Origin of the sequence: Burkholderia sp. Se-20378, from assembly GCF_017104665.1 — a bacterium.
GTDB lineage: Bacteria > Pseudomonadota > Gammaproteobacteria > Burkholderiales > Burkholderiaceae > Burkholderia > Burkholderia lata.
On record NZ_JAAGPG010000092.1, the window covers coordinates 1 to 22,165 of the forward strand.

General features: G+C 66.7%; 23 protein-coding genes, 1 tRNA gene and 1 pseudogene. 13 read left to right on the forward strand and 12 right to left on the reverse strand.

Translation table 11 applies throughout. The annotated features are described in order from the left end of the window. The 3 genes from G3N93_RS12875 to G3N93_RS12885 form a co-directional block, all read right to left on the reverse strand. The coding region (locus G3N93_RS12875) for an RtcB family protein (RefSeq protein WP_277396540.1) at positions 1–264 on the reverse strand (264 nt) is incomplete at its 3' end. A 59-nt stretch (positions 265–323) separates the two neighbouring features. Beyond that, on the reverse strand, positions 324–1,463 hold the full coding sequence (locus G3N93_RS12880; RefSeq protein WP_206133164.1) for a slipin family protein: 1,140 nt from the start codon (positions 1,461–1,463) through the stop codon (positions 324–326). 258 nt (positions 1,464–1,721) lie between these two features. Further along, positions 1,722–1,794 (reverse strand) — tRNA-Phe (locus G3N93_RS12885). A 338-nt stretch (positions 1,795–2,132) separates the two neighbouring features. Between G3N93_RS12885 and rtcR the strand changes: the two genes are divergently transcribed. Continuing rightward, on the forward strand, positions 2,133–3,752 hold the full coding sequence (gene rtcR, locus G3N93_RS12890; protein WP_174938924.1) for an RNA repair transcriptional activator RtcR: 1,620 nt from the start codon (positions 2,133–2,135) through the stop codon (positions 3,750–3,752). A 151-nt stretch (positions 3,753–3,903) separates the two neighbouring features. After that, positions 3,904–4,356 (forward strand): SUKH-3 domain-containing protein, encoded by a 453-nt coding sequence (locus tag G3N93_RS12895; protein ID WP_307873408.1) that lies wholly within the window; start codon positions 3,904–3,906, stop codon positions 4,354–4,356. 38 nt (positions 4,357–4,394) lie between these two features. On the opposite strand, the gene G3N93_RS12900 is transcribed toward G3N93_RS12895, so the two are convergent. Beyond that, positions 4,395–4,985, reverse strand: a complete 591-nt coding sequence (locus G3N93_RS12900) for a nuclear transport factor 2 family protein (RefSeq protein WP_206133166.1) — start codon at positions 4,983–4,985, stop codon at positions 4,395–4,397. A 128-nt stretch (positions 4,986–5,113) separates the two neighbouring features. Here G3N93_RS12900 and G3N93_RS12905 point away from each other — a divergent pair, with 128 nt between their 5' ends. Continuing rightward, the gene (locus G3N93_RS12905) at positions 5,114–5,656 is read left to right on the forward strand and encodes a MarR family winged helix-turn-helix transcriptional regulator (protein WP_206133167.1); all 543 of its coding nucleotides are present in this window, start codon (positions 5,114–5,116) and stop codon (positions 5,654–5,656) included. Positions 5,657–5,712: 56 nt separating this feature from the next. Here the strand turns inward: G3N93_RS12905 and G3N93_RS12910 are convergent, their stop codons facing one another. Further along, complete coding sequence (locus G3N93_RS12910) at positions 5,713–6,924, reverse strand: IscS subfamily cysteine desulfurase (RefSeq protein WP_206133168.1); 1,212 nt, start codon at positions 6,922–6,924, stop codon at positions 5,713–5,715. Positions 6,925–7,179: 255 nt separating this feature from the next. Here G3N93_RS12910 and G3N93_RS12915 point away from each other — a divergent pair, with 255 nt between their 5' ends. The 4 genes from G3N93_RS12915 to G3N93_RS12930 all read left to right on the forward strand — a co-directional run bounded on the left by G3N93_RS12915 (position 7,180) and on the right by G3N93_RS12930 (position 10,440). Next, on the forward strand, positions 7,180–7,728 hold the full coding sequence (locus tag G3N93_RS12915) for a flavin reductase family protein (protein WP_206133169.1): 549 nt from the start codon (positions 7,180–7,182) through the stop codon (positions 7,726–7,728). A 36-nt stretch (positions 7,729–7,764) separates the two neighbouring features. Further along, positions 7,765–9,243, forward strand: a complete 1,479-nt coding sequence (locus G3N93_RS12920; RefSeq protein ID WP_206133170.1) for a 4-hydroxyphenylacetate 3-hydroxylase family protein — start codon at positions 7,765–7,767, stop codon at positions 9,241–9,243. Between the two features lie 48 nt (positions 9,244–9,291). Continuing rightward, positions 9,292–9,678: a hypothetical protein gene (locus G3N93_RS12925; RefSeq protein WP_011356002.1), complete on the forward strand. Its 387-nt coding sequence runs from the start codon at positions 9,292–9,294 to the stop codon at positions 9,676–9,678. A 72-nt stretch (positions 9,679–9,750) separates the two neighbouring features. Further along, positions 9,751–10,440, forward strand: a complete 690-nt coding sequence (locus G3N93_RS12930) for a DUF2848 domain-containing protein (protein ID WP_174982347.1) — start codon at positions 9,751–9,753, stop codon at positions 10,438–10,440. 24 nt (positions 10,441–10,464) lie between these two features. Here G3N93_RS12930 and G3N93_RS12935 read toward each other — a convergent pair whose 3' ends face one another. Together G3N93_RS12935 and G3N93_RS12940 are read right to left on the reverse strand one after the other, a co-directional pair. Further along, positions 10,465–11,229, reverse strand: a complete 765-nt coding sequence (locus tag G3N93_RS12935; RefSeq protein ID WP_174982345.1) for a bifunctional 2-polyprenyl-6-hydroxyphenol methylase/3-demethylubiquinol 3-O-methyltransferase UbiG — start codon at positions 11,227–11,229, stop codon at positions 10,465–10,467. Between the two features lie 13 nt (positions 11,230–11,242). Next, entirely contained in the window at positions 11,243–11,869 is a 627-nt protein-coding gene (locus tag G3N93_RS12940) for a LysE family translocator (protein ID WP_069250940.1), read from the reverse strand. Between the two features lie 172 nt (positions 11,870–12,041). On the opposite strand from G3N93_RS12940, the gene G3N93_RS12945 reads away from it, so the two are divergent. From G3N93_RS12945 to G3N93_RS12955, 3 genes are all read left to right on the forward strand, one after another. Further along, positions 12,042–12,842 (forward strand): helix-turn-helix domain-containing protein, encoded by an 801-nt coding sequence (locus tag G3N93_RS12945; protein WP_174938914.1) that lies wholly within the window; start codon positions 12,042–12,044, stop codon positions 12,840–12,842. A 139-nt stretch (positions 12,843–12,981) separates the two neighbouring features. Next, positions 12,982–13,401: an ATP--cob(I)alamin adenosyltransferase gene (locus G3N93_RS12950; protein WP_174940798.1), complete on the forward strand. Its 420-nt coding sequence runs from the start codon at positions 12,982–12,984 to the stop codon at positions 13,399–13,401. Positions 13,402–13,498: 97 nt separating this feature from the next. After that, positions 13,499–14,494 (forward strand): LysR family transcriptional regulator, encoded by a 996-nt coding sequence (locus tag G3N93_RS12955; RefSeq protein ID WP_206133171.1) that lies wholly within the window; start codon positions 13,499–13,501, stop codon positions 14,492–14,494. Positions 14,495–14,769: 275 nt separating this feature from the next. On the opposite strand, the gene G3N93_RS12960 is transcribed toward G3N93_RS12955, so the two are convergent. Next, the gene (locus G3N93_RS12960) at positions 14,770–15,678 is read right to left on the reverse strand and encodes a LysR substrate-binding domain-containing protein (RefSeq protein ID WP_174982342.1); all 909 of its coding nucleotides are present in this window, start codon (positions 15,676–15,678) and stop codon (positions 14,770–14,772) included. 108 nt (positions 15,679–15,786) lie between these two features. Between G3N93_RS12960 and G3N93_RS12965 the strand changes: the two genes are divergently transcribed. Continuing rightward, positions 15,787–16,869, forward strand: coding sequence for a tartrate dehydrogenase (locus G3N93_RS12965; protein ID WP_206133172.1), 1,083 nt, complete (start codon positions 15,787–15,789; stop codon positions 16,867–16,869). A 234-nt stretch (positions 16,870–17,103) separates the two neighbouring features. Continuing rightward, a complete protein-coding gene (locus G3N93_RS12970; RefSeq protein ID WP_206133173.1) occupies positions 17,104–18,414 on the forward strand; it encodes an MFS transporter in 1,311 nt (436 codons plus the stop codon). Between the two features lie 77 nt (positions 18,415–18,491). Here G3N93_RS12970 and G3N93_RS12975 read toward each other — a convergent pair whose 3' ends face one another. Next, on the reverse strand, positions 18,492–19,286 hold the full coding sequence (locus tag G3N93_RS12975) for a polysaccharide lyase family 7 protein (protein WP_206133174.1): 795 nt from the start codon (positions 19,284–19,286) through the stop codon (positions 18,492–18,494). Here G3N93_RS12975 and G3N93_RS12980 point away from each other — a divergent pair. Next, the gene (locus tag G3N93_RS12980; RefSeq protein ID WP_206133175.1) at positions 19,270–19,605 is read left to right on the forward strand and encodes a hypothetical protein; all 336 of its coding nucleotides are present in this window, start codon (positions 19,270–19,272) and stop codon (positions 19,603–19,605) included. The two genes, G3N93_RS12975 and G3N93_RS12980, sit on opposite strands and share 17 nt — an antisense overlap. Positions 19,606–19,628: 23 nt before the next feature. Here G3N93_RS12980 and G3N93_RS12985 read toward each other — a convergent pair whose 3' ends face one another. The 3 genes and pseudogenes from G3N93_RS12985 to G3N93_RS12995 all read right to left on the reverse strand — a co-directional run. Further along, entirely contained in the window at positions 19,629–20,126 is a 498-nt protein-coding gene (locus G3N93_RS12985; RefSeq protein ID WP_206133176.1) for a shikimate kinase, read from the reverse strand. A 224-nt stretch (positions 20,127–20,350) separates the two neighbouring features. Beyond that, positions 20,351–21,685, reverse strand: a complete 1,335-nt coding sequence (gene argG, locus G3N93_RS12990) for an argininosuccinate synthase (RefSeq protein ID WP_206133177.1) — start codon at positions 21,683–21,685, stop codon at positions 20,351–20,353. 322 nt (positions 21,686–22,007) lie between these two features. Beyond that, a pseudogene (locus G3N93_RS12995) lies at positions 22,008–22,165 on the reverse strand (FUSC family protein); the annotation flags it as partial.

Consider the following 22,165-nt stretch of genomic DNA (forward strand, 5'->3'; position numbering starts at 1 on the left):
TCGCGCGGCCATCATCCCGCAGCCGATGTCGACGCCGACCGCGGCCGGAATGATCGCGCCCTTCGTCGGGATCACGCTGCCGATCGTCGAGCCCTTGCCGAGGTGGACGTCCGGCATCACCGCGACGTGGCTGAAGATGAACGGCATCTGCGCGGTGTTGCGCAGTTGCGCGCGCGCTTCGTCTTCGACGGCGACGCCTTGCGTCCACATCTTCACCGGCTTGCCGTTGGCCAGTTCCATTACCTGGTAATCCATTTCACTCATGTTCATCACCTTGCTGCTTTCATGAGGCACGGCGCCCGTGCGCCGTGCCCGTTCATTCGCTACGTGCCCTTGATGCTGACGAGCCCGTTCAGCACCTGGTCGAGACCGCCGAACACCGAGATGCGGTCGATCCGTTCCGCGACGCGCTCGAGCGTTTCCAGCTCCTTGAGCCGCAGCGCGGTCGGGTTTTCTTCCATCACCTTCGCGGTGTTCAACAGCGAACGCGTGGCCGCCGTTTCCTCGCGGCGGCGAATCACGTTCGCCTGCGCGGACTTCTCCGCTTCAACCACCTGCGCGAGGATCGTCTTCATGTCGCCCGGCAGCACGATATCCTTCACACCGACGCTGCGCACCTCCACGCCCGAATGGCCGAGGCGGGCGCGCACCTGCGTGATCACGACCTCGTCGATCGACTGCTTGTCTTCCAGCAGTTCGTCGAGCGAGCGCGTGCCGACCGCCGATCGCAGTGCGAACTGCAGCTCGCGATACAGGTGTTCGACCGGCTTCTGCAACTGGCCGAACGCATGCAGCACGTCCGCATAGCACCACGTCGCCGACAGGTTCAGCCGCAGCGCGACCTTGTCGCGCGTCAGGATTTCCTGTCCGCCGACTTCGATCGCCTGCAAACGCAGGTCGACGAGTTCGACCGCGACGTCGCGGTTGAAGCGCCAGAACGCCGCGACGCCTGCGTCCAGCAACCGCTCGATCTTGCCGTCGATCTTCAGCACGCCGACGTGGTACGCCGGCACCTGCGCCAGCAGCACGCCCGTCAGGCCCGCCACACCGCGTGCACGCAGCGCCGGTTGCGCGATGCGCTTCACGAGCGCGGCCGGCAGCATGCTGTCCTGCGCGAGATCGACGCGTTCGAGACGGTGCGCGGTCAGGCCGCGCCAGTACAGCCGGCGCGTGCCCGGCGCCAGGATCTCGACGAGCACGTCGTCTTCGTAGCGCAGGCCCGCTTCGTCATCGGCGAGATCCATCGCGACGAAGTGCCGGGCGAGCACGTCCGGTGCGTCGTGACGCAGGTAATCGGCCAGTGCCGCGTCGGCGAGCGGCGCGTCGAGACGCGCGGTCTGCACCGACAGGCGCTTGAACGGATCGAAGGCCTTGAACACACCCGGTTCCAGCACCTTCACGAAATCGCCCTCATTCATCAGCAGCGCGCGTTCGTTCTTTTTCACTACATGTCGCATCCACATATTCTTGTCCTTTTCTTCAATGACCGCCGGGTGACACGCATCGTGCGGATCGCGGGGCGACGCAACCGGGCGGGCGGCGCGCTGGCCCGGCGTCGAAGTGCGCGGCGACGCATCCTGCATCGCGTCGTCGTGCGCCTTCGCGCGGGCCGTGCGGCCGTCCGGCCGATCGCGCGGAACCGCAACCGGTCCGACGCGCGGCGGGCCTTGCGGCCCGCACCGGCGGGTACTGCTTCTTTCAAGAGACTGTCCTTGCGGACAGTGTTCGAGCGGGATTCGAACCCGCCACCGGCCGGCTTTCGCCGGCTGCTCGACCTGAATGAGCTTCCGAACAATGGGCGCCCCGGGATTCGAACCCGGACGAAGCATCCTGGCGCGCGCCCGTTTGCCTTCATCTGTCCATGGCGGCATGCGCTGCCGCAACGAACGAGGTTCGGCGGCGGCGCACCAGCAGGGCTTGTTGAACCCTGGCTCGTGGGCCAGCGGGACATCCGGCGCTTTCTATTTAGCGAGGAGCGTGCCAGTGGGCTCGTTTGTGCTTCGAATATTTATTAACGTATTGAAAATAAAGGGGATTTATTTGTGATGCGTGGCGGGGCGTCGATGCCTCCTGCCTCGCGTCATCAAGAAAATCCGATACAATCGGATCGCTTCTTATCCCATGAGATAAACATGCGAAAGACCGTCGCCATTGGTTTTCTCGGCACCGTGCTCGACCAGGGCGGCCGCGCGCCGCGCCGTTACCGCAAATGGCGGCCGACGATTTCGCTGTGCGAGCAGCCCGACCTGCCGATCGACCGGCTCGAACTGCTGCATTCGCTGGACTACACGCGTCTCGCCAACCAGGTGCGGGACGATCTCGCGCGACTGTCGCCGCACACCGACGTGCGGCTCACGCCGGTCACGCTCCACGATCCGTGGGATTTCGAGGAGGTCTATGCGACGCTGCACGACTATGCGCGTGCGTATCCGTTCGACCTCGAACACGAGGATTACCTGATCCACATCACGACCGGCACGCACGTCGCGCAGATCTGCTGGTTCCTGCTGGCGGAAGCGCGCTACCTGCCCGCGCGACTCGTGCAGACGGGGCCGCCGAAGCAGACCGACGAGGGTCCGAGCGGGCCGGGCACGATATCGGTGATCGATCTCGACCTGTCGCGTTACAACCGGATCGCACAGCGCTTCACGCGCGAGCGCGACGAAACCGTGTCGTTCCTGAAGGCCGGCATCGCGACCCGCAACGCGCGCTTCAACGCGCTGATCGAGCAACTGGAGCGCGTGGCCGTGCGTTCGCGCGCGCCGATGCTGCTGGTCGGGCCGACCGGCGCCGGCAAGTCGTTTCTCGCGAAGCGCGTGTACGAGCTGAAGCGCGGCCGCCATCGGCTCGCAGGCCCGTTCATCGAGATCAACTGCGCGACGCTGCGCGGCGACGCGGCGATGTCGACGCTGTTCGGTCACGTGAAGGGCGCGTTCACGGGCGCGCAGTCGGCGCGTGCCGGCCTGCTGCGCGCGGCGGACGGCGGCCTGCTGTTTCTCGACGAGATCGGCGAACTCGGGCTCGACGAACAGGCGATGCTGCTGAAGGCGATCGAGGAGAAGCGTTTCCTGCCGGTGGGCGCGGACGTCGAGGCGACCAGCGATTTCGAGCTGATCGCGGGCACGCACCGCGACCTGCGGCAGATGGTGGCGGCCGGCACGTTCCGCGAGGATCTCTACGCGCGGATCAACCTGTGGACGTACGAACTGCCGGGGCTGGCCGAGCGCCGCGAGGACATCGAGCCGAACCTCGAATTCGAACTCGACCGTTTCGGCCGTGAGCAGGGCGAGCAGGTGCGGTTCAACGTCGAGGCGAAGCGGCGCTATCTCGCGTTCGCCGCGTCGCCGCGCGCGGCGTGGGCCGGCAACTTCCGCGAGCTGTCCGCATCGGTTACGCGAATGGCGACGTTGGCCGATGCCGGGCGGATTACCGAAGCGCTCGCCGAGCAGGAAGTCGAACGGCTGACGCGCACGTGGTCGCCGCCGGGCGGCGCGGGGGCGTCCGATGCATGTGTCGACGCGGTGTTCGGCGCGCGTGCGGCGGAACTCGACCTGTTCGACCGTGCGCAGCTTGAGCGCGTGCTCGACGTGTGCCGCGTGTCGGCAAGCCTGTCGGAAGCCGGGCGCACGCTGTTCGCGGTATCGCGGCAGAGCAAGAAGCAGCCGAACGACGCGGACCGGCTGCGCAAGTATCTGGCGCGGTTCGGGTTGGAGTGGGAGGGCGTGCGGCAGGCGCTCGACGGGGCGCGGTGACGCGCCGGCGGGCGTGATGCCTTAACGGCGGCGTGTGCGCGTGCGCCGTATCGTGTGCAAAAACTACAGGAGCATGGTCGTGATCGAGATTCCCGGGACTGTCCGGCCGCTGTTCGTTGCAGCCGGTTGGCGTGGCAATGCCGATGGCCGAGTGTCATCGCATGATGGCGAACATCCGGGCGATGCGATTCTGCGCGCGTTCGACGGGTTGGTCGTGGGGGCCGATCGTGCCGATCGCCGTGGAGAAACCTGCGCGCGGATGGGGATCTCGTTTCATGCGCCGGCGCGCAAGGATCACCAGATTGTCGCGTGGGAACAGGCGCTCGGGACGACGATGGTCGGCGTTGCCGAGGACGATCTCGGGTACGTCGAGTTTTATGTCGATGCAGTCGGACGCGTGTTCGCGACGAATTGCGTGGTCGACGGCGTGTATCTGTGCGGATTCACGTTCGGCGAAGCGGTCGAGCGGACGTTGTGCGGGCGGGTCGCGATTCCGCTAGTGCTCGACGATCGCGCGACGATTGCCTATTACGGCGCGGATCTGACGAGCGACGATCCGCGCGTGATGACGGCCGCGCAGCTCCTTGCCGGGCGCGGGGGGTAGCGCCCGCGGCGTGATGCGGTTGCGTGCCCGGCCGTGCTTCAACCGGCCGCCGCTGCGTGCCGGAACGGCGCCAGAAATGCCCATTCCGGCTGCGCTGTCGCGACGTCCGCGAGCCCGCGCTCGAACGCGTGCGGCGGCAGCCACGGATATCCGAACGCCGCGTGCAGCGCATCGAGTTTCACCGACTGCGGATCGTCGATCGTATCCATCCGTGCGATATGAATGTGCAGCGCGGCAATCCGCGCGGCGTCTTCGCTTTTGCCGTTGCCCGCGAACTGCCAGCGGTATGTGCCATGCCCGATCCGCAATGCGCCGTTGTCCTTCTGCCGCATCACGACGAGCCACGACATCCCGCTGACGCCGTGCGGGTCGACTTCGGGTTCCGTGCAGACGTAATAGGTCCGGCATCGCTCGAACCGCTCGCCGAATTCCTCGACCAGCGTGCGCGCAATCGCAGCCGCGCCCGCCACGCGCGGCGGAAAGTCGATGTCGTCGTTCGCGAGCGAAAAGCTCAGCTCGGCATCGGCCGCGAAGCAGTCGGCGATCAGCGCGGGACGGTTCAGGTCCTTCGCGCGCAGATAGCATTCGAGCAGCGCGCGAACCGACGCGGGATGAAGCGGGAAGGGCATGGACGAGCCTCCTGTATCGGGAAATCGGGACGCATGCACCGGCCGGGCCGGGCCAGGGGCGCATGTGCCTTTGCCGTATAATTTCGTTTCAAAGCTAAATTCGCATGACCGTACGGAGCGTCGAAGTCATGGCCAAGCAGCAAGAGGAGTCCGTTCTGACCATTACCAACCCGGCCTGCCTGATCGACGGCACGGACACGGAATTTCGTCACCTGATCAACGGGCTGCTGCCGTTCGCGGCCCGCCTGCTGTCGGTGCGCGACGGCTTCGGCTCGCTGATCGGCCTCACCGGCATCCAGTATTCGCTGCTCATTTCGGTCGCGCATCTGTCGCACGACGACGTCGTGACCGTCAACCGTCTCGCCGATCACCTGCACCTGAGCGGCGCATTCGTCACGATCGAGACCGGCAAGCTGAAGAAGCTCGGCCTGATCGACAAACGCTCGGACCCCGACGACAAGCGCAAGATGCGGCTCACGGTCACGCCGGCCGGCTCGAAGCTGCTGAAGGCGCTCACCGAGACGCAGCAGCGCATCAACAACGTGCTGTTCGAGGGCGTGACGAAGACCGAATTCAAGGCACTCTGCTCGGTGATCGACCGCCTCGTCACCAATGGCGATCGCGCGACGCTCGATCTCGCCCACCTGATCGCGCGCCAGGAAAAAGGCTGACGCGCGAGCTGCAGGCCCGCCCGCGATCGCCGGCTGGCCTGACGCTTCGGCCGCGCTCAGTGCGCGGCCCACTCGATCGTATTCAGGTCGACCCCTTCGAGATGCATGTCCCACAGCGGGCTCAGCTCACGCAGCTTGCCGACCGTGTCGCGCACCTGCGCGATCACGCTGTCCACTTCAGCCTCGGTCGTGAAGCGGCCGAGCGTGAAGCGGATCGAGCTGTGCGCTAGCTCGTCGCTGCGGCCCAGCGCGCGCAGCACGTACGACGGCTCCAGCGATGCCGACGTGCATGCGGAGCCTGACGACACCGCGACACCCTTGATTCCCATGATCAGCGATTCGCCTTCGACGAAATTGAAGCTGACGTTCAGGTTGTGCGGAATCCGGCGGGCGAGATCGCCGTTCACGTAAACCTCGTCGAGCGTCGACAGGCCCGCTAGCAGCCGGTCGCGCAATGCACCGACGCGGCGGCTTTCTTCCGCCATCTCTTCCTTCGCGAGCCGGAACGCCTCGCCCATCCCGACGATCTGGTGCGTCGGCAGCGTGCCCGAGCGCATCCCGCGCTCGTGGCCGCCGCCGTGCATCTGCGCTTCGATCCGCACGCGCGGCTTGCGGCGCACGTACAGCGCGCCGATGCCCTTCGGGCCGTAGACCTTGTGTGCGGTCACCGTCAGCAGGTCGACGTTCAGCGCATTCACGTCGACCGGAATCTTGCCGGCCGCCTGCACGGCGTCGCAATGGAACACGATGCCGCGCGCGCGGCACAGCGCGCCGATCTCGGCCACCGGCTGGATCACGCCCGTTTCGTTGTTCGCGAGCATTACCGACACCAGGATCGTGTCGGCGCGCAGCGCCTGCCGCACGGCATCGACATCGAGCAGGCCGTCTTCACGCACGTCGAGGTACGTGACGTCGAAACCCTGGCGTTCGAGTTCCCGGCAGGTATCGAGCACGGCCTTGTGCTCGGTCTTCACCGTGACGAGGTGCTTGCCCTTGCCCTGGTAGAAGTGCGCGGCGCCCTTGATCGCGAGGTTGTTGCCCTCGGTCGCGCCGGACGTCCACACGATTTCGCGTGGATCGGCGCCGAGCAGCGCGGCGACGTGCGCGCGCGCTTCCTCGACGGCCTGCTCGGCCTCCCAGCCGTAGCTGTGGCTGCGTGAAGCAGGGTTGCCGAACTGCTCGTGCAGGAACGGCACCATTTTGTCGACCACGCGCGGATCGACGGGCGTCGTCGCGCTGTAGTCCATGTAGATCGGACGGGATTGCATCGATGCGGCTCCGGAAAGCGGTGTCTCCCGCAGGGCACGAAAGCCCCGCGGAACAGGGTAGCCGCAGTGTACGTGGACATTCCCGGACGCCGCGCAACATCCATCCCGCCAGTAGGGTTGTCTTTCAAACAAAGCTTTCAAGATCAGGGTTTACGACAGCTTGAACCCGTCTTTGTGTTTACATTTAATAAAAGCTAAATAACAAAGCTAAATAACGGTGCTTTGTTGGGCCGGATTCCACCGCGGAATCCGGCGATGCAACCCAAGGAGGACGAGATGAGCGAGAACCATGCCGGAACCGGCGCGGGCGCCGACGAGCAGCGGCGCTTTCGCACCGCGCTGTCGATGTTCGCGACGGGCGTCGCGGTGATTACTGCCCCGCGCAAAGAGGGGATGCCGATCGGCATCACGGTCGCGTCGTTCAATTCGGTGTCGCTGGACCCGCCGCTGATCCTGTTCTCGGTCGATCGTCGCAGCCTGAGCCTCGGCGACCTGGCCGGCGCGGGCGGCTATGCGGTCAACGTGCTCGACGAGTCGCAGCAGCACCTGTCGAACTGCTTCGCGAAAGCGAACGGCGACAAGTGGGGCTGGCGTGCCGACGCAGCCGATGACGAAGGCGCGGTGCTGCTGCCCGACGCGCTCGCGACCTTCGAATGCGAACCCTACGCGCAGTACGACGGCGGCGATCACGTGATCTTCGTCGGCCGCGTGACGCGGCATTGCGTGCGCTCGGAAGGGCGTCCGCTGATCTTCTTCGGCGGCCGCTACCGCACGCTCGACGGCCTGCACGCGCCGTCTGCCTGAATGCAACCCACGCTTCATTCCACCCTGGAGGACACCATGATCAAGAACGGGACTCAGCACATCGCGTCGCTGCGCGACGGGCGGCAGGTCTACCTGAACGGCCAGCCGGTCGGCGACGTGACCGCGCACGCGGCATTCCGCAATTCGATCCGCAGCTACGCGAGCCTGTACGACTACCAGGCGCGCGACGAGAACGTCGAGAAGATGACGTTCGTGTCGCCCGACTCGGGCAACCGCGTCAGCCGGATCTGGCAACTGCCGACGTCCTACGACGAACTCGTCGAACGCCGCGCCGCGATGGAAGCGTGGTCGGAGCTGCATTACGGCTTCATGGGCCGCTCGCCGGATCACGTCGCGTCGTGCCTGTCCGGTATGTATATGGGCGCCGACGTGTTCGAGCAATACGATCCGGCGCGCGCGGGCGCACTGCGCGACTACTACCGCTATGCGCGTGACAACGACCTGTTCCTGACCTACGTGATCGTGAATCCGCAGGCGAACCAGTCGAAGTCCGCGCACGAGCAGGAGGACAAGTACCTCGCGGTCGGCATCGTCGATCAGGATGCCGAAGGCATCACGGTGCGCGGCGCGAAGATGCTTGCGACGAGCGGGATCATGGCGAACGAGGTGTTCTGCAGCTGCATCCAGCCGCTGCGCGAAGGCGACGAGATGTACGCGCTGTCGTTCGCGGTGCCGATGAACGCGAAGGGCATGAAGATCCTGTCGCGCAAGTCGTACGAGGAGAACGCGACGTCGGTGTTCGACAACCCGCTGTCGAGCCGCTTCGACGAAAACGACGCGGTGCTGTATTTCGACGACGTGAAGGTGCCGTGGGAACGGATCTTCGTCGCCGGCAACACGGCGATGTGCGCGAAGCAGTTCCACGCGACGCCCGCGCACGTGTACCAGAACTACCAATGCCAGGTGCGGCTGATGACGAAGCTGCGCTTCCTCGTCGGGCTCGGGCTGAAGATCTCCGAAGTCAACGGCACGAATACGTTCCCGCAGGTGCGCGAAACGCTGGGCCAGCTCGCGGCCGAAGCGTCGATGGTCGAGGCGTGGGTCTACGGGATGGAAGCGAAGGGCACCGTCGTCAACGGCTTCTACGTGCCCGACCGCAACATGCTGTACGGCTCGCAGGTCGTCACGCAGCAGCTCTATTCGAAGGTGCTCAACACGCTGCGCGAGCTCGCCGGCGGCGGAATGATCATGCTGCCGTCCAGTGTGCGCGACTTCGAGAACCCCGACCTGCTGCGCATCATCGAGAAGACGCAGAAGTCGCCCGTGTGTTCGTCCGAGGACCGCGTGAAGTTCTTCAAGCTCGCGTGGGATGCGGTCGGCTCCGAATTCGCGTCGCGCCACAACCAGTACGAGCTGTTCTATGCCGGCGCGTCGTTCGTCACGAAGGGGCACGCGTATCGCACGTACGACTGGCAGCGCGCGTCGCATCTGGTCGATTCGATGCTCGGCAGCTATTCGCTGAACCAGGAACTGTCGACGCCGCGCGCCGCTTGATGCGTCGCCGTGCGTCCGACTTACCCACTATTGCCACAGGAGAGACAGATGGCCATCAACAAGCTTCACGACGAATTCCATACGCTGGACATGCAGCGCGACTGGCGGCTGCCGGAAGGCTATGACCCGGCGTCCGGCGCGCAGGAACTGATCCTGTCCGGCGCGCTCGACACCGAGCGCAAGCGCGGCAGCCGCACGCGCCTGCTGCGCCTGCCGGCCGGGCTGCACACGAAGAAGCCGTTCGTGCACGACTACTGGGAAGAGGTGTTTCTCGTCGAGGGCGACCTGACCGTCGGCAACGACGAGCACGGCAACGGCGGCACGCCGTTCAAGGGTTACACGTATGCGGTGCGTCCGCCCGGTGCATGGCACGGCCCGTTCAAGTCGAACGGCGGCTGCGTGCTGCTGGAAATTCACTACTACGACCCGGCGTAAGCACGGCCGATCCACGACACACGGCGGGCGGCTGCACGCAGCGCGTGCGCTGCCCGCCACGAGGAGCATTCGATGAAAACCATCACGTTCGCGATCGACGGTCGCGACGGCCGTACCGAGCGCGCGATCGCGATCGACACGCTCGTGATCGCGGGCTGGACCGGCCGCGACACGGTCGCCATGGAGCAGCACATCCGCGAGCTGGAGGAACTGGGCGTCAGGCGCCCGGCGGCGACGCCCGTGTTCTACCGCGTCGCGGCCGATCGCCTCGATCCGTCGCCGGCGATCCAGGTATCGGGCGGGCAGAGCAGCGGCGAAGCGGAATTCGTACTGGTGCGCGACGGCGGCGAGACCTTCGTCGGCATCGCGTCCGACCACACCGATCGTGAAGTCGAGACCTACGGGATCACGGTGTCGAAGCAGATGTGCGGCAAGCCGTGCGCGAACACGCTGTGGAAATTCGACGACGTGGCCGGGCACTGGGATCAGCTCGTGCTGCGTGCGTACGCAACGATCGACGGCGAGCGCGTGCTGTATCAGGAAGGCAAGGTGACCGCGATGCGCGCACCGGACGACCTGCTCGCGCAGTTTGCACGCCATGACGGCCGCTTCGTCGACGGTACAGTGATGCTCTGCGGCACGCTTGCGGCGATCGGTGGCATCCGGCCGGCCGAGCGGTTCGAGGTCGAGCTGGAGGATCCGGTGCTGGGTCGCACGCTGCGGCATGCGTATGCGGTGGACACGCTGCCCGTGGCGGGCTGACGCGGTAGCGGAACGCGCACGCACTCAGGCGCGGCAGATCGCGATGATCTCCGCGCTGGTCGCGTCGTCGAACGGCGCGTGCTGCCAGTCGCCGTACCAGTCGGCCGACGAGAATCCGCTTGCGATCACGCGCGCCTGCAGGTCGGGTTGTGCAATGAAACGCAGCCGGCTCGTGTTCGTGAGCACCGTGTCGTCGCGGCGGAAGCGGTAGTGCGTGTCGAACGTCACGATCGCACCGTCTACCGAGCGCACCGCGTGATGAAGGTCGACGATGCCCGCTTCGCGCGACTCGACGCTGCGTGCCGAATGCGCCGGCGTCCATGCACGCCACGGCGCGACACGCGGATTACGGGTGTCGAACAGGAAGCGGCCGCCGTCGGCGAGTACGCGCCGCACGCCGCGAAGTGTCGCGTCGATGTCGGTGTCGGTCAGCAGGCACTGGAACGCATGCCCCGTCATCACGACCGCATCGAACGGTGGTGCGCCAGGCGGCAGGCTGTCGAGCCCGCACGCGAGCCAATGCACGGCGTCGGCGCCGGGCTGGCGTCGCGCGTATTCGATCATCGCCGGCGCGGGATCGATCGCGACGACGTCGTGCCCGGCCGCCGCGAGCCGGCGCGCGAAGGTGCCGGTGCCGCAGCCGAGATCGAGGATGCGTTGCCGCGCGGCGCCGATCACGGAGGCGTAGAACGCGAAATCCTGGTCGCCCGCGTTGAACAGATCGTAGATCGCGACGAGGCGCGGGTCGGTGTAGAGGGCTTCGCCGGCGGGCGCCGCGGCGGACGTCATGCGGTCGTGCGTGTCAGCGCTGCTGCACGGCCACGCGCAGCCCGAGCGCGATGAAGATCGAGCCGATGATCTTCCCCTGCCAGCGCGTGAGCCACGTGAGCCGCTTCACGATGCGGCCGAGCGGACGGATCGAGCACGCGATCAGCGTCGTGTAGAGCGAACTGAGCACGACGAAGATCAGCCCGAGCACCGCGAACTGCACGAACGTCGAGCCGCGTTCCGGATGCACGAACTGCGGCATGAACGCGAGGAAGAACAGCGCGGTCTTCGGATTCAGCACTTCGGCGGGAATCGCCTGCAGGTACGCCTTGAGCGGCGTGACGGGCGACACGCTCGGCAGCGACGGATCGGACGGCTTCTCGATCAGCGCGCGCACGCCGAGGTAGATCAGATACGCGGCGCCGACCACCTTCACGACGTTGAACGCGAGCGCCGACGTCATCAGCAGCGCCGACAGGCCGACGGCCGCGAACAGCGTATGCACGAAATCGCCGCTGGCGACGCCGAGGCCGGTCAGGATGCCGGTCTTGCGGCCGCCCTGCACGGTGCGGCTCAGCACGAGCAGCACGGCGGGGCCGGGAATCAGGAACAGGCCCAGGACGACGGCCGTGAAAGTGGTCAGCGTGGTCAGGTCGAACATGGCGGCTCCGGCAGGTGGGCGCAACGGCGGGGGATCGGGGCATTGTATTCGCTTCGGCGTACGGCTGCAGACGTAGCCCGGGCAACCGCACGGCCGCACCGGCCCCTTTCTGGTATAAGCACGAAAAGGCGCGCGGGCAGCGCGTCCGGCTTCCTCCATCGTCCACCGTTTCATGCGCAAGCTTCCACCGACCACCGATCCCGCAGCGGATGACGAAGTCTTCCATGTGCCGCGCCCGCTCGTCGTGTTCGGCGGCTCGGTCGTCGAGCCCGAATGGCGGCTCGAGCGGCACAGCCATCCGCAGGCGCAACTGCTCTACACGTTGAGCGGTGTCATCTACTGCGAGATCGACGGCGGCGTGTGGAGCGCGCCGCCGCAATGCATGGTGTGGATTCCGGGCGACGTCCCGCATGCGGCGCGCGGCTCGGCCGGCGCGACGTTCTACGCGGTGCTGGTCGAACCCGACGCCGCGCTCGACCTGCCCGCGCGCTGCTGCACGCTGTCGGTGTCGCCGCTGCTGCGCGAACTGCTGCTGAAGGCGGCGAGCTTCCCGAACCTGTACGACGTCGACGGGCCGCAGGGGCGATTGATCGCGACGCTGCTCGACGAACTCGTCGCGGCGCCGGTCGAGGATCTGTACCTGCCGATGCCGGCCGACCGGCGGCTGCGCAAGCTGATCGACCATCTGCTCGACGATCCGGCCGACAAGTCGCCGCTGGCCGAACTCGCGGGGCGCGTGGGCATCAGCGAGCGCAGCCTGACGCGGCTCGCGGCGAAGGAACTGGGGATGAGCCTCGGCGACTGGCGCCGGCGGCTACACGTCGCGCTGTCGCTGCGGATGCTGACGACCGGCCGCCGCGTGCACCAGATCGCGATCGATCTCGGCTACGAGAGCGCGAGCAGCTTCGTGACGATGTTCCGCAAGGCGACCGGCAAGTCGCCGACGCAATTCCTCACCGACCGGCAACGCTGAGCGGCGCGGACAGCGCGGACGGCGCGGCCCGCGCACGCATGCGCGATTGGCCGGATTGAGCAAGCGGTTGGCCGGGACGACAAATGACGCGGTGGGCCTCGATCCATAAAATGAGAATCGTTCTCATCTGGAGGCCGACATGCAAATCGTCACGACCGAATTCCCGTTTGTCTGGTTGCGTTACACCGGTTCGACGCATACCGATCCCGCCCGCCTGCTCGCCGAACTCGACGCGTTGCTGGCGCGTCGCGAACCGTTCGTTCTTCTGACCGACGACGCGCCGTCCGGCGACGATCGCGGCGGCGACGATCACGAACTGCGCAAGCAACTCGCGAAGTGGAGCAAGGCCAACCGCGCGCAGTCGCGTGAATGGATTCCCGCGATGATCGCGATCGAGCCCGACGCGTCGCGGCGCGTGGCGCTCAATGCCTTCTCGGGCGCGTTCGAGAAGGTGTGGGGCTATCCGCTGAACGCGGCGGCCACCCGCGACGACGCGCTCGCGCTGGCGCAGCGGCTGCTCGACGAACCGGCGCGCGGCGCCGTGGCGGCGAACGGCTGAACCTTCTCTGCCGCGCGGGCGGCGCGGCGTTCCTCGATACGCATGCACGGCGCGCAAGCACGCGCCGCGGCATGCGGCCAACATGCAGGGGTGTCCGGTGGACAATCCGATCCGCGCGATGCGCATCTTCACGCGCATCGTCGAAATGAACAGCTTTACGCGTGCGGCGCAGGCGCTCGGCATTTCGCGCGCCACCGCGACGCGGACCGTGCAGGAGCTCGAAACGGCGCTCGGCATGCCGTTGCTGGTGCGCACGACGCGCGCGCTGCGGACGACGCCCGAAGGCGACGCGTATTACCGGCGCTGCGTGCGCATCACGGCGGACGTCGACGAGCTAGAAGCCAGCATTCGTGGCGCCGCGCTGCATCCGAGCGGGCCGCTGCGCGTCGAGCTGCCGCCGGCGGTCGCGGACGCGATCGTGCTGCCGGCGCTCGGCGCGTTTCATGCCCGGCATCCCGATCTGGTGCTGATGTTGGGTGTGTCCGGGCGCGCGGCCGATCGCGTCGGCGATGCGGTCGACTGCAGCGTCCGGCTCGGCGAGCTGCCCGATTCGTCGCTCGTCGCGCGCCGGCTCGGCATGCTCGAGCGCGTGACCTGCGCGAGCCCCGCGTATCTCGACCGCCACGGCGTGCCGCGTACGCTCGATGATCTGGCCTCGCATCGCGCGGTCAGCGTGTCGTCCGTGCCGGGCCAGCGCACGGCCGAACTCGATTTCCTCGTCGATGGTGCGGTGCGCAAGGTGCGGCTCGACGGAATCGTCACCGTGGACGACGAGCAGGCGTATCTGGCGTGCGGCGTGCATGGCCTCGGGCTGATCCAGCCGCCGCGCGTTGCCGCGCAGGCGCTGATCGATGCGGGGCGGTTGCGGGAAGTGCTGCCGCGCTGGCGGCCCGACGCGATCGCGGTGTCGGCCGTCTACGTGAAGCGCCCGCATGTGTCGCCCGGCGTGCGCGCATTCGTCGACTGGATTGCGGAGCGGTTCGGCGCGGCGGTGGGCGAGCAGGCGGGCATGCTCACCGCACGAGTGTGGCGGCCGATGGTGGGCGTCGTGGACAGGGTTGATCAGGTGGACGCCCAGATGGCCGCCGCTTGATCCGCGCGTGTCGAATCAGGCGCGTTAAACGGCTCGCAATCGTCGTGGGTGTTCTCTGTTGACCGACGATATTGCGGAAGCGGATCGATGATCCCGTCGGGTTGTCCTGGAGGAGCGGTCGGTGCCAGCCGCGCGTGAATCCGGGGGCTGCCGGCTCATATGAGCGTGTCAATATTCTGGCGATTTTTTGATGAAATCGCTGAAATATTGGCTCTTTTGAGCGAGCCGCACGTTTGCCTCTCCCGGATCGACACGCGTCGTTTCCTGCGTCCCGATCACCGCCCCAGTTCACCCGCCAGAAAATCGACGAACGCCCGAATCCGCGTGGACATCTGGTGACGCTGCGCATACACCGCATAGATGTCGGCGCTCGGCGTCTCGTGGTCGGGCAGCACGACGACCAGGCGGCCGTCGGCGAGATAGTCGCGCAGATCCCATTCCGCGCGCATCAGGATCCCGTGCCCGTCGAGCGCCCATTTCACGGCGATCTCGCCGTCGTTCGTCGTCAGGTTGCCGTTGATCCGCACGGCTTCCGTATGGCGTGCCGCGCCGCGCCCGCTCGTCAGGCGCCAGACGCCGTAACTCTCGTCGCCCTGCCGGATGCCGATGCAGTTGTGCCGCGTCAGGTCGTGCGGGGTAGCGGGTGTGCCGTGCCGCGCGAGATACGCGGGCGCCGCGCACAGCAGCCGGCGGTTCGGCGCGAGCCGCCGCGCGACGACCCGTGTATCGGGTGGCTCGCCGAAGCGGATGCATACGTCGAACGCGTCGTCGGTGAGCGGCGGCGGCATCACCGACAACTGCAGTTGCACCGACACCTCGGGATAGCGCGCGACGAAGCGCGAGATCGCGGGGCCGACCTGGTTGCGCCCGAAGCCGAGCGTCGCGTTCACGCGCAGCAGCCCCTTCGGGCGCTGCTTCGCGCTGCCGAGCAGTTCGCCGAGTTCGTCCATCTGGTCGAGGATTCGGCGCGCGTAGTCGAGATACACGTCGCCTTCGGGCGTCAGCATCATCCGCCGCGTCGTGCGGTTCACGAGCGTGACGCCCGCGCGCCGCTCCATCAGCGTGAGCCGCTTGCTGACGGCCGCCGCGGTCAGCCCGAGTTCGCGCGCGGCCGCGCTCAGGCTGCCCGACGCGGCCAGCGTCGAGAAGAAGCCGAGATCAGCCGGCTGGACGGTATCCGTCATGACGGGATTCGTGAATTCAAGTTAAAGATGCTTTGAGTCTAGCACCGGTTCCGGTACTTCTGGTTCGGTAAAGTGCCTCCACGCTGACGATCAATCGAGGATGTGCACATGAAGACCTACCGTATCGCAACGATTCCCGGCGACGGGATCGGCAAGGAAGTGGTGCCGGCCGGCAAGCAGGTGCTGGAAGCGCTGGCTCGCGGCAGCGACCGCTTCGCGTTCGAGTTCGAGGATTTCGACTGGGGCGCCGACTACTACCGCCAGCACGGCGCGATGATGCCGGCCGATGGCCTCGACGCATTGCGCGGCAAGGACGCGATCCTGTTCGGCTCGGCGGGCGACCCGGACGTGCCGGACCACGTGACGCTGTGGGGGCTGCGCCTGAAGATCTGCCAGGGCTTCGACCAGTACGCGAACGTGCGCCCGACGCGCATCCTGCCCGGCATCGATGCGCCGCTGAAGCGCTGCGGGCCCGACGACCTGAACTGGGTGATCGTCCGCGAGAATTCCGAAGGTGAATACGCGGGCGTCGGCGGCCGCGTGCACCAGGGCCATCCGATCGAGGCCGCGACCGACGTGTCGATCCTCACGCGCGCCGGCGTCGAACGCATCATGCGCTTCGCGTTCCGGCTCGCGCAGTCGCGTCCGCGCAAGCTGCTGACCGTGATCACGAAGAGCAACGCGCAGCGGCACGCGATGGTGATGTGGGACGAGATCGCGAAGCAGGTTGCGCAGGAATTCCCCGACGTCACGTGGGACAAGGAGCTCGTCGATGCGGCGACCGCGCGCATGGTCAACCGGCCGGCGTCGCTCGACACGATCGTCGCGACCAACCTGCACGCGGACATCCTCAGCGATCTCGCGGCCGCGCTCGCGGGCAGCCTCGGCATCGCGCCGACCGGCAACATCGATCCCGAACGCCGCTATCCGTCGATGTTCGAGCCGATCCACGGCTCCGCGTTCGACATCATGGGCAAGGGGCTCGCGAATCCGGTCGGCACGTTCTGGTCGGTCGTGATGCTGCTCGAACACCTCGGCGAAGCGGCAGCCGCTGCGCGCGTGATGCAGGCGATCGAGGCGGTGACGGCCGACCCGTCGCTGCACACGCGCGATCTCGGCGGCAGCGCGACGACCGCGCAGGTGACGGCGGCTGTTTGCGAGCGCGTCGCGAACGCGGCGGTCGCCGCCTGACGACCAGGGCGGCGATGGGCAGGCGGGCCGCGACGTAGCGGCTAGCGGTTGGCGGCGGCACGCGTGCGTACCCGGAACCGTTCGTCGTCCGTTCATCGTCCCCGGATTTTCCTGCCCCGAGACTCGCGCGTCCGACGCGAGCCGGGCGCGCCGGCCCACGCGCTTCGCCGCGGCGCCGGCGTGCATTCATACACCGAGCACGACTCGACGGCTCGACCTCGAAGGAGGAGACACATGCAAGCGGATCTGGAAACCCGCGTCGCGCGGAAACTGATGTGGCGCATCATTCCGTTCGTGATGCTGCTTTACTTCGTCAGCTTTCTCGATCGCGTCAACGTCGGCTTCGCCGCGATGACGATGAACAAGGCGATCGGCCTGTCGCCGACCGCATTCGGGTTCGGCGGCGGCCTGTTCTTCATCGGCTACTTCCTGTTCGAGGTGCCGTCCAACCTGATTCTTCATCGCGTCGGCGCGCGCATCTGGATCGCACGCGTGATGATCACGTGGGGGATCGTGTCGGCCGTGTCCGCATTCGCGTCCGGGCCGACGAGCTTCTACGTGCTGCGCTTCCTGCTCGGCATGGCCGAAGCCGGATTCTTCCCCGGCATCATCCTGTACCTGAGCCTGTGGTTTCCCGCGAAGCAGCGTGCGGTGGCCGCCGCGTGGTTCATGGCGGCCGCACCGATCTCGACCGCGATCGGTTCGCCGCTGTCGGGCGCGATCATGCAGATGCCGCCGATGTTCGGGCTCGCCGACTGGCAGATGCTGTACATCGTCGAAGCGCTGCCGGCGGTCGTGCTCGGCTTCGTCGTGCTCCGGTGCCTGACCGATTCGCCGTCGAAGGCCGCGTGGCTGCGTGCGGACGAGCGCGACTGGCTGGTCGCGAAGCTGAAAGCCGAAGCCGATGCGCGCCACACGCATGCCGGGCATACGGCCGGCGCGTGGCAGGCGCTGCGCGATCCGCGCGTGCTGGCGCTTGCGCTGATCTACTTCGGCACGTCGGCGGGTTTGTACACGCTCGGCCTGTGGGCGCCGCTGATGGTCAGGCAGTTCGGCTTCACCGCGTTGCAGACGGGCTTGCTCACCGGGATTCCGAGCATCGCCGCCGTCGTCGCGATGATCGTGTGGGCGCGGCATTCGGATCGTACCGGCGAGCGCACGTGGCACGTCGTGATTCCGTGCGTGCTCGCGTGCATCGGTTTCGTGTTCGCGGGGCAGGCGAGTACGGCGCTGCTGACCGTGCTTGCGCTGGTCGTCGTCAACATCGGGGTCAGCGCCGCGAAGGCGCCGTTGTGGGCGATGCCGAGCACGTTCCTATCGGGTGCCGGCGCGGCGGCGGGCATCGCGATGATCAACTCGATCGGCAATCTCGGCGGGTTCGTCGGGCCGTTCGCGATCGGCTGGCTGAAGCACGTGACGGGCGGGTATGCGGCGGGGCTCTACGTGGTGGCGGGCACGCTGGCAGTGTCGGCGGTCGTCACGCTGATGTTGAGCCGCAAGGGCGCGAAGGAAGCCGTCGTGCCGGGTGTGCGGCATCACTCGTAGGTGCGGCGCTTGCATCGAAACGCCGGACGGTCGCGCATGACGCGCGCCCGTCCGGATTTGCGCGTCGTGCCGCTCGATCAGCTATGCGTGAGCGTCAGCGCGTAGAACTTCACGATCGTGCCGGGCGTCGTCAGCGGCGTGCCCGACACGGCCGTCTGGTCGTAGTCGCCCGCCTTGAAGTAGAAGCTCTCGCCGTCGAAACTCGAATCCATCGTGAAGGTCTTGGTCGTGCCGTTCGCCGTGACGGTGATCGTCGTCCCGCTCAGGCTCAGCGTGTAGCTGAACTTCTTGCCGACACCGACGGTGGTGATCGGCGTGGTCGTCGACTTGCCGCCCTGGTTGGTGCTTTCGAGCAGCAGCTGCACGACGCCGCCGGACGTGAACTGCAGCTCGCACAGCGGCTTGCTCGGGCCGCTGCCCTGGAAGATCTGGCCGATCGTCGTGTGATCGGGCACCTGCGCGACGGTCACCGTCGCATTCAGCCGGTTGGTGCCGGAGGTCGGCCAGATCGCGTTTTCGCGCAGCTCGGTGCGCGGATGCAGCGACCCGGACGTCGTCCAGCCCTGCGTCGGGTCCATCATCACCATCGATCCGTCGCTGCCGTCCGTATAGAAATACGTCGGGTTCACGTAGCCGCCCGCGAGCGACGAACCGCTCACCGTGTCGACCTTGCCGGACGAGCCGGTCGGCAACTGCAGCGTGAACGGCGCGAGGTTGAAGTTCGAGCCGGGCGGGTTCGACGGGCTGAGCGCCATCGCGGTGGCCTGCTGGCGGGCGGCGGCGGCCGGGCTGGCCGGATCGTCGCCGCCGCACGCGGACAGGCACGCTACGGACAGAACGGCGACGACGCACGGGATGATCCTGTTCTTCATGGTGTCTCTCTCTGATGGTCCGTGGCTGGACGCCACGTTGTGGATAACGTTTTCCTATTTGGGCGTACGATCGTCGAAACGAGATCGGTTGCCCGTAGAAAGCACTCCAAAATACAGAAAGCAGGTAAGACTCGACGGCTGGAACAGTGATGCTGAATATTGCGGGATTTTCAAGGCTTGCAATCGGCTTTCCGTGAAGCTGCTCGAGCCGATCGGGGACGATGCTAACAAGAAGCACCAAAAGAGTAAACGTTTTCCTATTTGGGTCGGGGAAGTTGCTTTGCGGCGACTGCCGCGAGGTATCCGTGTACCGACTTGAAGGGCGCCGGGCAGGTGTGCCGGTTACGACTCCGTCGCCGCGACGTGCTGCGCGATACGCGCGGCACACGCATCGGGCGTCGCATCGGACGTATCGAGCACCATCTGGCTGAACGGCCGCGACGCATAGCCTTCGCGATACATCTCGGCGATCCGGGTCCGCTCCCAGTCAGTCAGCGCGCGCGAGCCGCGATTCGACGACGCGATCGCTTCGGGCGGTGCGAGCGTCACGACGCACAAGCGCGCATCGCGCGCGTCGCAGGCGGCGCGCAGCCGCTCGAATTCCGTTTCGCCGATCGGATAGGCGATGACCAGATGACGCTCACGCGCGTTCGCGATCTGCGTGACGAGACGCTCGAGCGCGATTGCCCACTGCACGTCGAGCGGCGCGTCTTCGGGCGCATCGTGATCGTCGCCGTCGATGAAGCGCGCATCGGGCAGCACGTGCGCGAGCGCGAGACCGATCGTCGTCTTGCCGCTGTTGATCGGGCCGTTCAGGTGGATGACGGTAAGGGCGGTCATGAGTCGGCGCGGGAATCGGAAGACTCGCAGCTTGCCATGACTGGCGCGGCGGTGCAGTGCCGTTGGTACGTCACGCGGTGTGATGCGATGAGCGGAAGGGAAGGCGGAGAGGCGGGGAAGAGGCGGAGGGAGCGGCAGGCTGCGTGCGCGAAGAGGATGCGCCCACACAAGCCTGCCCGACCGTACCGCATCCAGCGATGCGGCACGGCGTCGAGCGAAGCGACTTACTTCTCGTCGCCCTTGATCTGCGGCAGCGCCGACGTCTCACCCGGCGTCAGCAGCCCGACTTGCGAGTACACGCGCAGCTTGTCGCGCGTATCGGTGATGTCGAGGTTGCGCATCGTCAGTTGGCCGATCCGGTCGCGCGGCGAGAACGTCGACGCAACCTTCTCCATCGACAGGCGTTCCGGCTGGTACGTGAGGTTCGGCGACTTCGTGCTCAGGATCGAGTAATCGTTGCCGCGGCGCAGTTCGATCTTCACTTCGCCGGTGATCGCGCGCGCGACCCAGCGTTGCGCGGTTTCGCGCAGCATGATCGCCTGCGGGTCGAACCAGCGGCCCTGGTACAGCAGGCGGCCGAGGCGGCGGCCGTTCTCGCGGTATTGCTCGATCGTGTCTTCGTTGTGGATGCCGGTGACGAGACGCTCGTACGCGATGTAGAGCAGCGCGAGGCCCGGGGCTTCATAGATGCCGCGGCTCTTCGCCTCGATGATCCGGTTCTCGATCTGGTCGCTCATGCCGAGGCCGTGGCGGCCGCCGATGCGGTTCGCTTCCAGCAGCAGTTCGACCGGGTCGGTGAACTCGATGCCGTTCAGCGCGACCGGCTGGCCGGCTTCGAAGCGTACCGTCACTTCTTCCGCGGCGATCTTCACGTCGTCGCGCCAGAACGCGACGCCCATGATCGGGTTCACGATCTTGATGCCGCTCTCGAGGCTTTCGAGATCCTTCGCTTCGTGCGTCGCGCCGAGCAGGTTCGAATCGGTCGAGTAGGCCTTCTCGGCCGACATCTTGTACGCGAAACCGGCCTGGTTCATGAATTCGGACATTTCGGCACGGCCGCCGAGCTCGTCGATGAACGTCTGGTCGAGCCACGGCTTGTAGATCTTCAGATCCGGGTTCACGAGCAGGCCGTAGCGGTAGAAGCGCTCGATGTCGTTGCCCTTGTACGTGCTGCCGTCGCCCCAGATGTTGACGCCGTCTTCCTTCATCGCGGCGACGAGCATCGTGCCCGTCACGGCGCGGCCGATCGGCGTGGTGTTGAAGTACGTGATGCCTGCCGTCGTGATGTGGAACGCGCCGCTTTGCAGCGCTGCGATGCCTTCGGCGACGAGCTGCGCGCGGCAGTCGATCAGGCGGGCGCCGGCTGCGCCGTATTCGATCGCGCGTTTCGGGATCGCGTCGTAATCGTCTTCGTCGGGCTGGCCGAGGTTCGCCGTGTATGCGTACGGGACGGCGCCCTTGAGTTTCATCCAGTGCAGCGCTGCGCTGGTGTCCAGGCCGCCGGAGAAGGCGATACCGACCTTCTGGCCGGTCGGGAGGCTTTCGAGAATCGTGCTCATAGGAATAACCGTGGATTGAAGCCGGTGGGATCGTATTTCGCGGAATATGCGAGTATCGGCTGTCCGGGAGGTTGGGGCAAGGGCTGATTTTCGCGCGGAACCGTCGTCGGGCCTGTCGCGGCGGGCCTGGCGGGCGGTTAACCGGGTGGAGAACGGCGCGCAGGACAGCCAGAAATCGCGGCAGAAACCGGCACCGGCGACCCCGGCCGAGCGCCATGTTTCCGGGGCCGGATCGACCGAAGCTGCCGCCGTCAGGATGCCGGTGCGTCGTTGTGAAAGGCAGATGAAAGGCGACTGCGCGAAGCCCGGATTCCCGCGACCGTCAGATGTTCCACGACTGCGCCGTGTCGAGCAGCTTCTCGCGCAACTGGTCGACTTCCCCGGCCAGCTTGGCCGTGATCGACACGTAGCCGGACAACTGCGGCGGCGGCGCGTCGTGCGGCGGGTCGGCCGGCCGGCGGCGCGGCGAGAGCCGGCTCG

Coding starts and splice junctions, on each gene's coding strand:
- G3N93_RS12970 (WP_206133173.1), top strand. CDS start 17,104: ATGCAAGCGGATCTGGAAACCCGCGTCGCGCGGAAACTGATGTGGCGC.
- G3N93_RS12905 (WP_206133167.1), top strand. CDS start 5,114: ATGGCCAAGCAGCAAGAGGAGTCCGTTCTGACCATTACCAACCCGGCC.
- rtcR (WP_174938924.1), top strand. CDS start 2,133: ATGCGAAAGACCGTCGCCATTGGTTTTCTCGGCACCGTGCTCGACCAG.
- G3N93_RS12910 (WP_206133168.1), bottom strand. CDS start 6,924: ATGCAATCCCGTCCGATCTACATGGACTACAGCGCGACGACGCCCGTC.
- G3N93_RS12880 (WP_206133164.1), bottom strand. CDS start 1,463: ATGTGGATGCGACATGTAGTGAAAAAGAACGAACGCGCGCTGCTGATG.
- G3N93_RS12975 (WP_206133174.1), bottom strand. CDS start 19,286: ATGAAGAACAGGATCATCCCGTGCGTCGTCGCCGTTCTGTCCGTAGCG.
- G3N93_RS12960 (WP_174982342.1), bottom strand. CDS start 15,678: ATGACGGATACCGTCCAGCCGGCTGATCTCGGCTTCTTCTCGACGCTG.
- G3N93_RS12915 (WP_206133169.1), top strand. CDS start 7,180: ATGCAACCCAAGGAGGACGAGATGAGCGAGAACCATGCCGGAACCGGC.
- G3N93_RS12940 (WP_069250940.1), bottom strand. CDS start 11,869: ATGTTCGACCTGACCACGCTGACCACTTTCACGGCCGTCGTCCTGGGC.
- G3N93_RS12920 (WP_206133170.1), top strand. CDS start 7,765: ATGATCAAGAACGGGACTCAGCACATCGCGTCGCTGCGCGACGGGCGG.
- G3N93_RS12965 (WP_206133172.1), top strand. CDS start 15,787: ATGAAGACCTACCGTATCGCAACGATTCCCGGCGACGGGATCGGCAAG.
- G3N93_RS12925 (WP_011356002.1), top strand. CDS start 9,292: ATGGCCATCAACAAGCTTCACGACGAATTCCATACGCTGGACATGCAG.
- G3N93_RS12900 (WP_206133166.1), bottom strand. CDS start 4,985: ATGCCCTTCCCGCTTCATCCCGCGTCGGTTCGCGCGCTGCTCGAATGC.
- G3N93_RS12945 (WP_174938914.1), top strand. CDS start 12,042: ATGCGCAAGCTTCCACCGACCACCGATCCCGCAGCGGATGACGAAGTC.
- G3N93_RS12935 (WP_174982345.1), bottom strand. CDS start 11,229: ATGACGTCCGCCGCGGCGCCCGCCGGCGAAGCCCTCTACACCGACCCG.
- G3N93_RS12980 (WP_206133175.1), top strand. CDS start 19,270: ATGATCCTGTTCTTCATGGTGTCTCTCTCTGATGGTCCGTGGCTGGAC.
- G3N93_RS12985 (WP_206133176.1), bottom strand. CDS start 20,126: ATGACCGCCCTTACCGTCATCCACCTGAACGGCCCGATCAACAGCGGC.
- G3N93_RS12930 (WP_174982347.1), top strand. CDS start 9,751: ATGAAAACCATCACGTTCGCGATCGACGGTCGCGACGGCCGTACCGAG.
- argG (WP_206133177.1), bottom strand. CDS start 21,685: ATGAGCACGATTCTCGAAAGCCTCCCGACCGGCCAGAAGGTCGGTATC.
- G3N93_RS12950 (WP_174940798.1), top strand. CDS start 12,982: ATGCAAATCGTCACGACCGAATTCCCGTTTGTCTGGTTGCGTTACACC.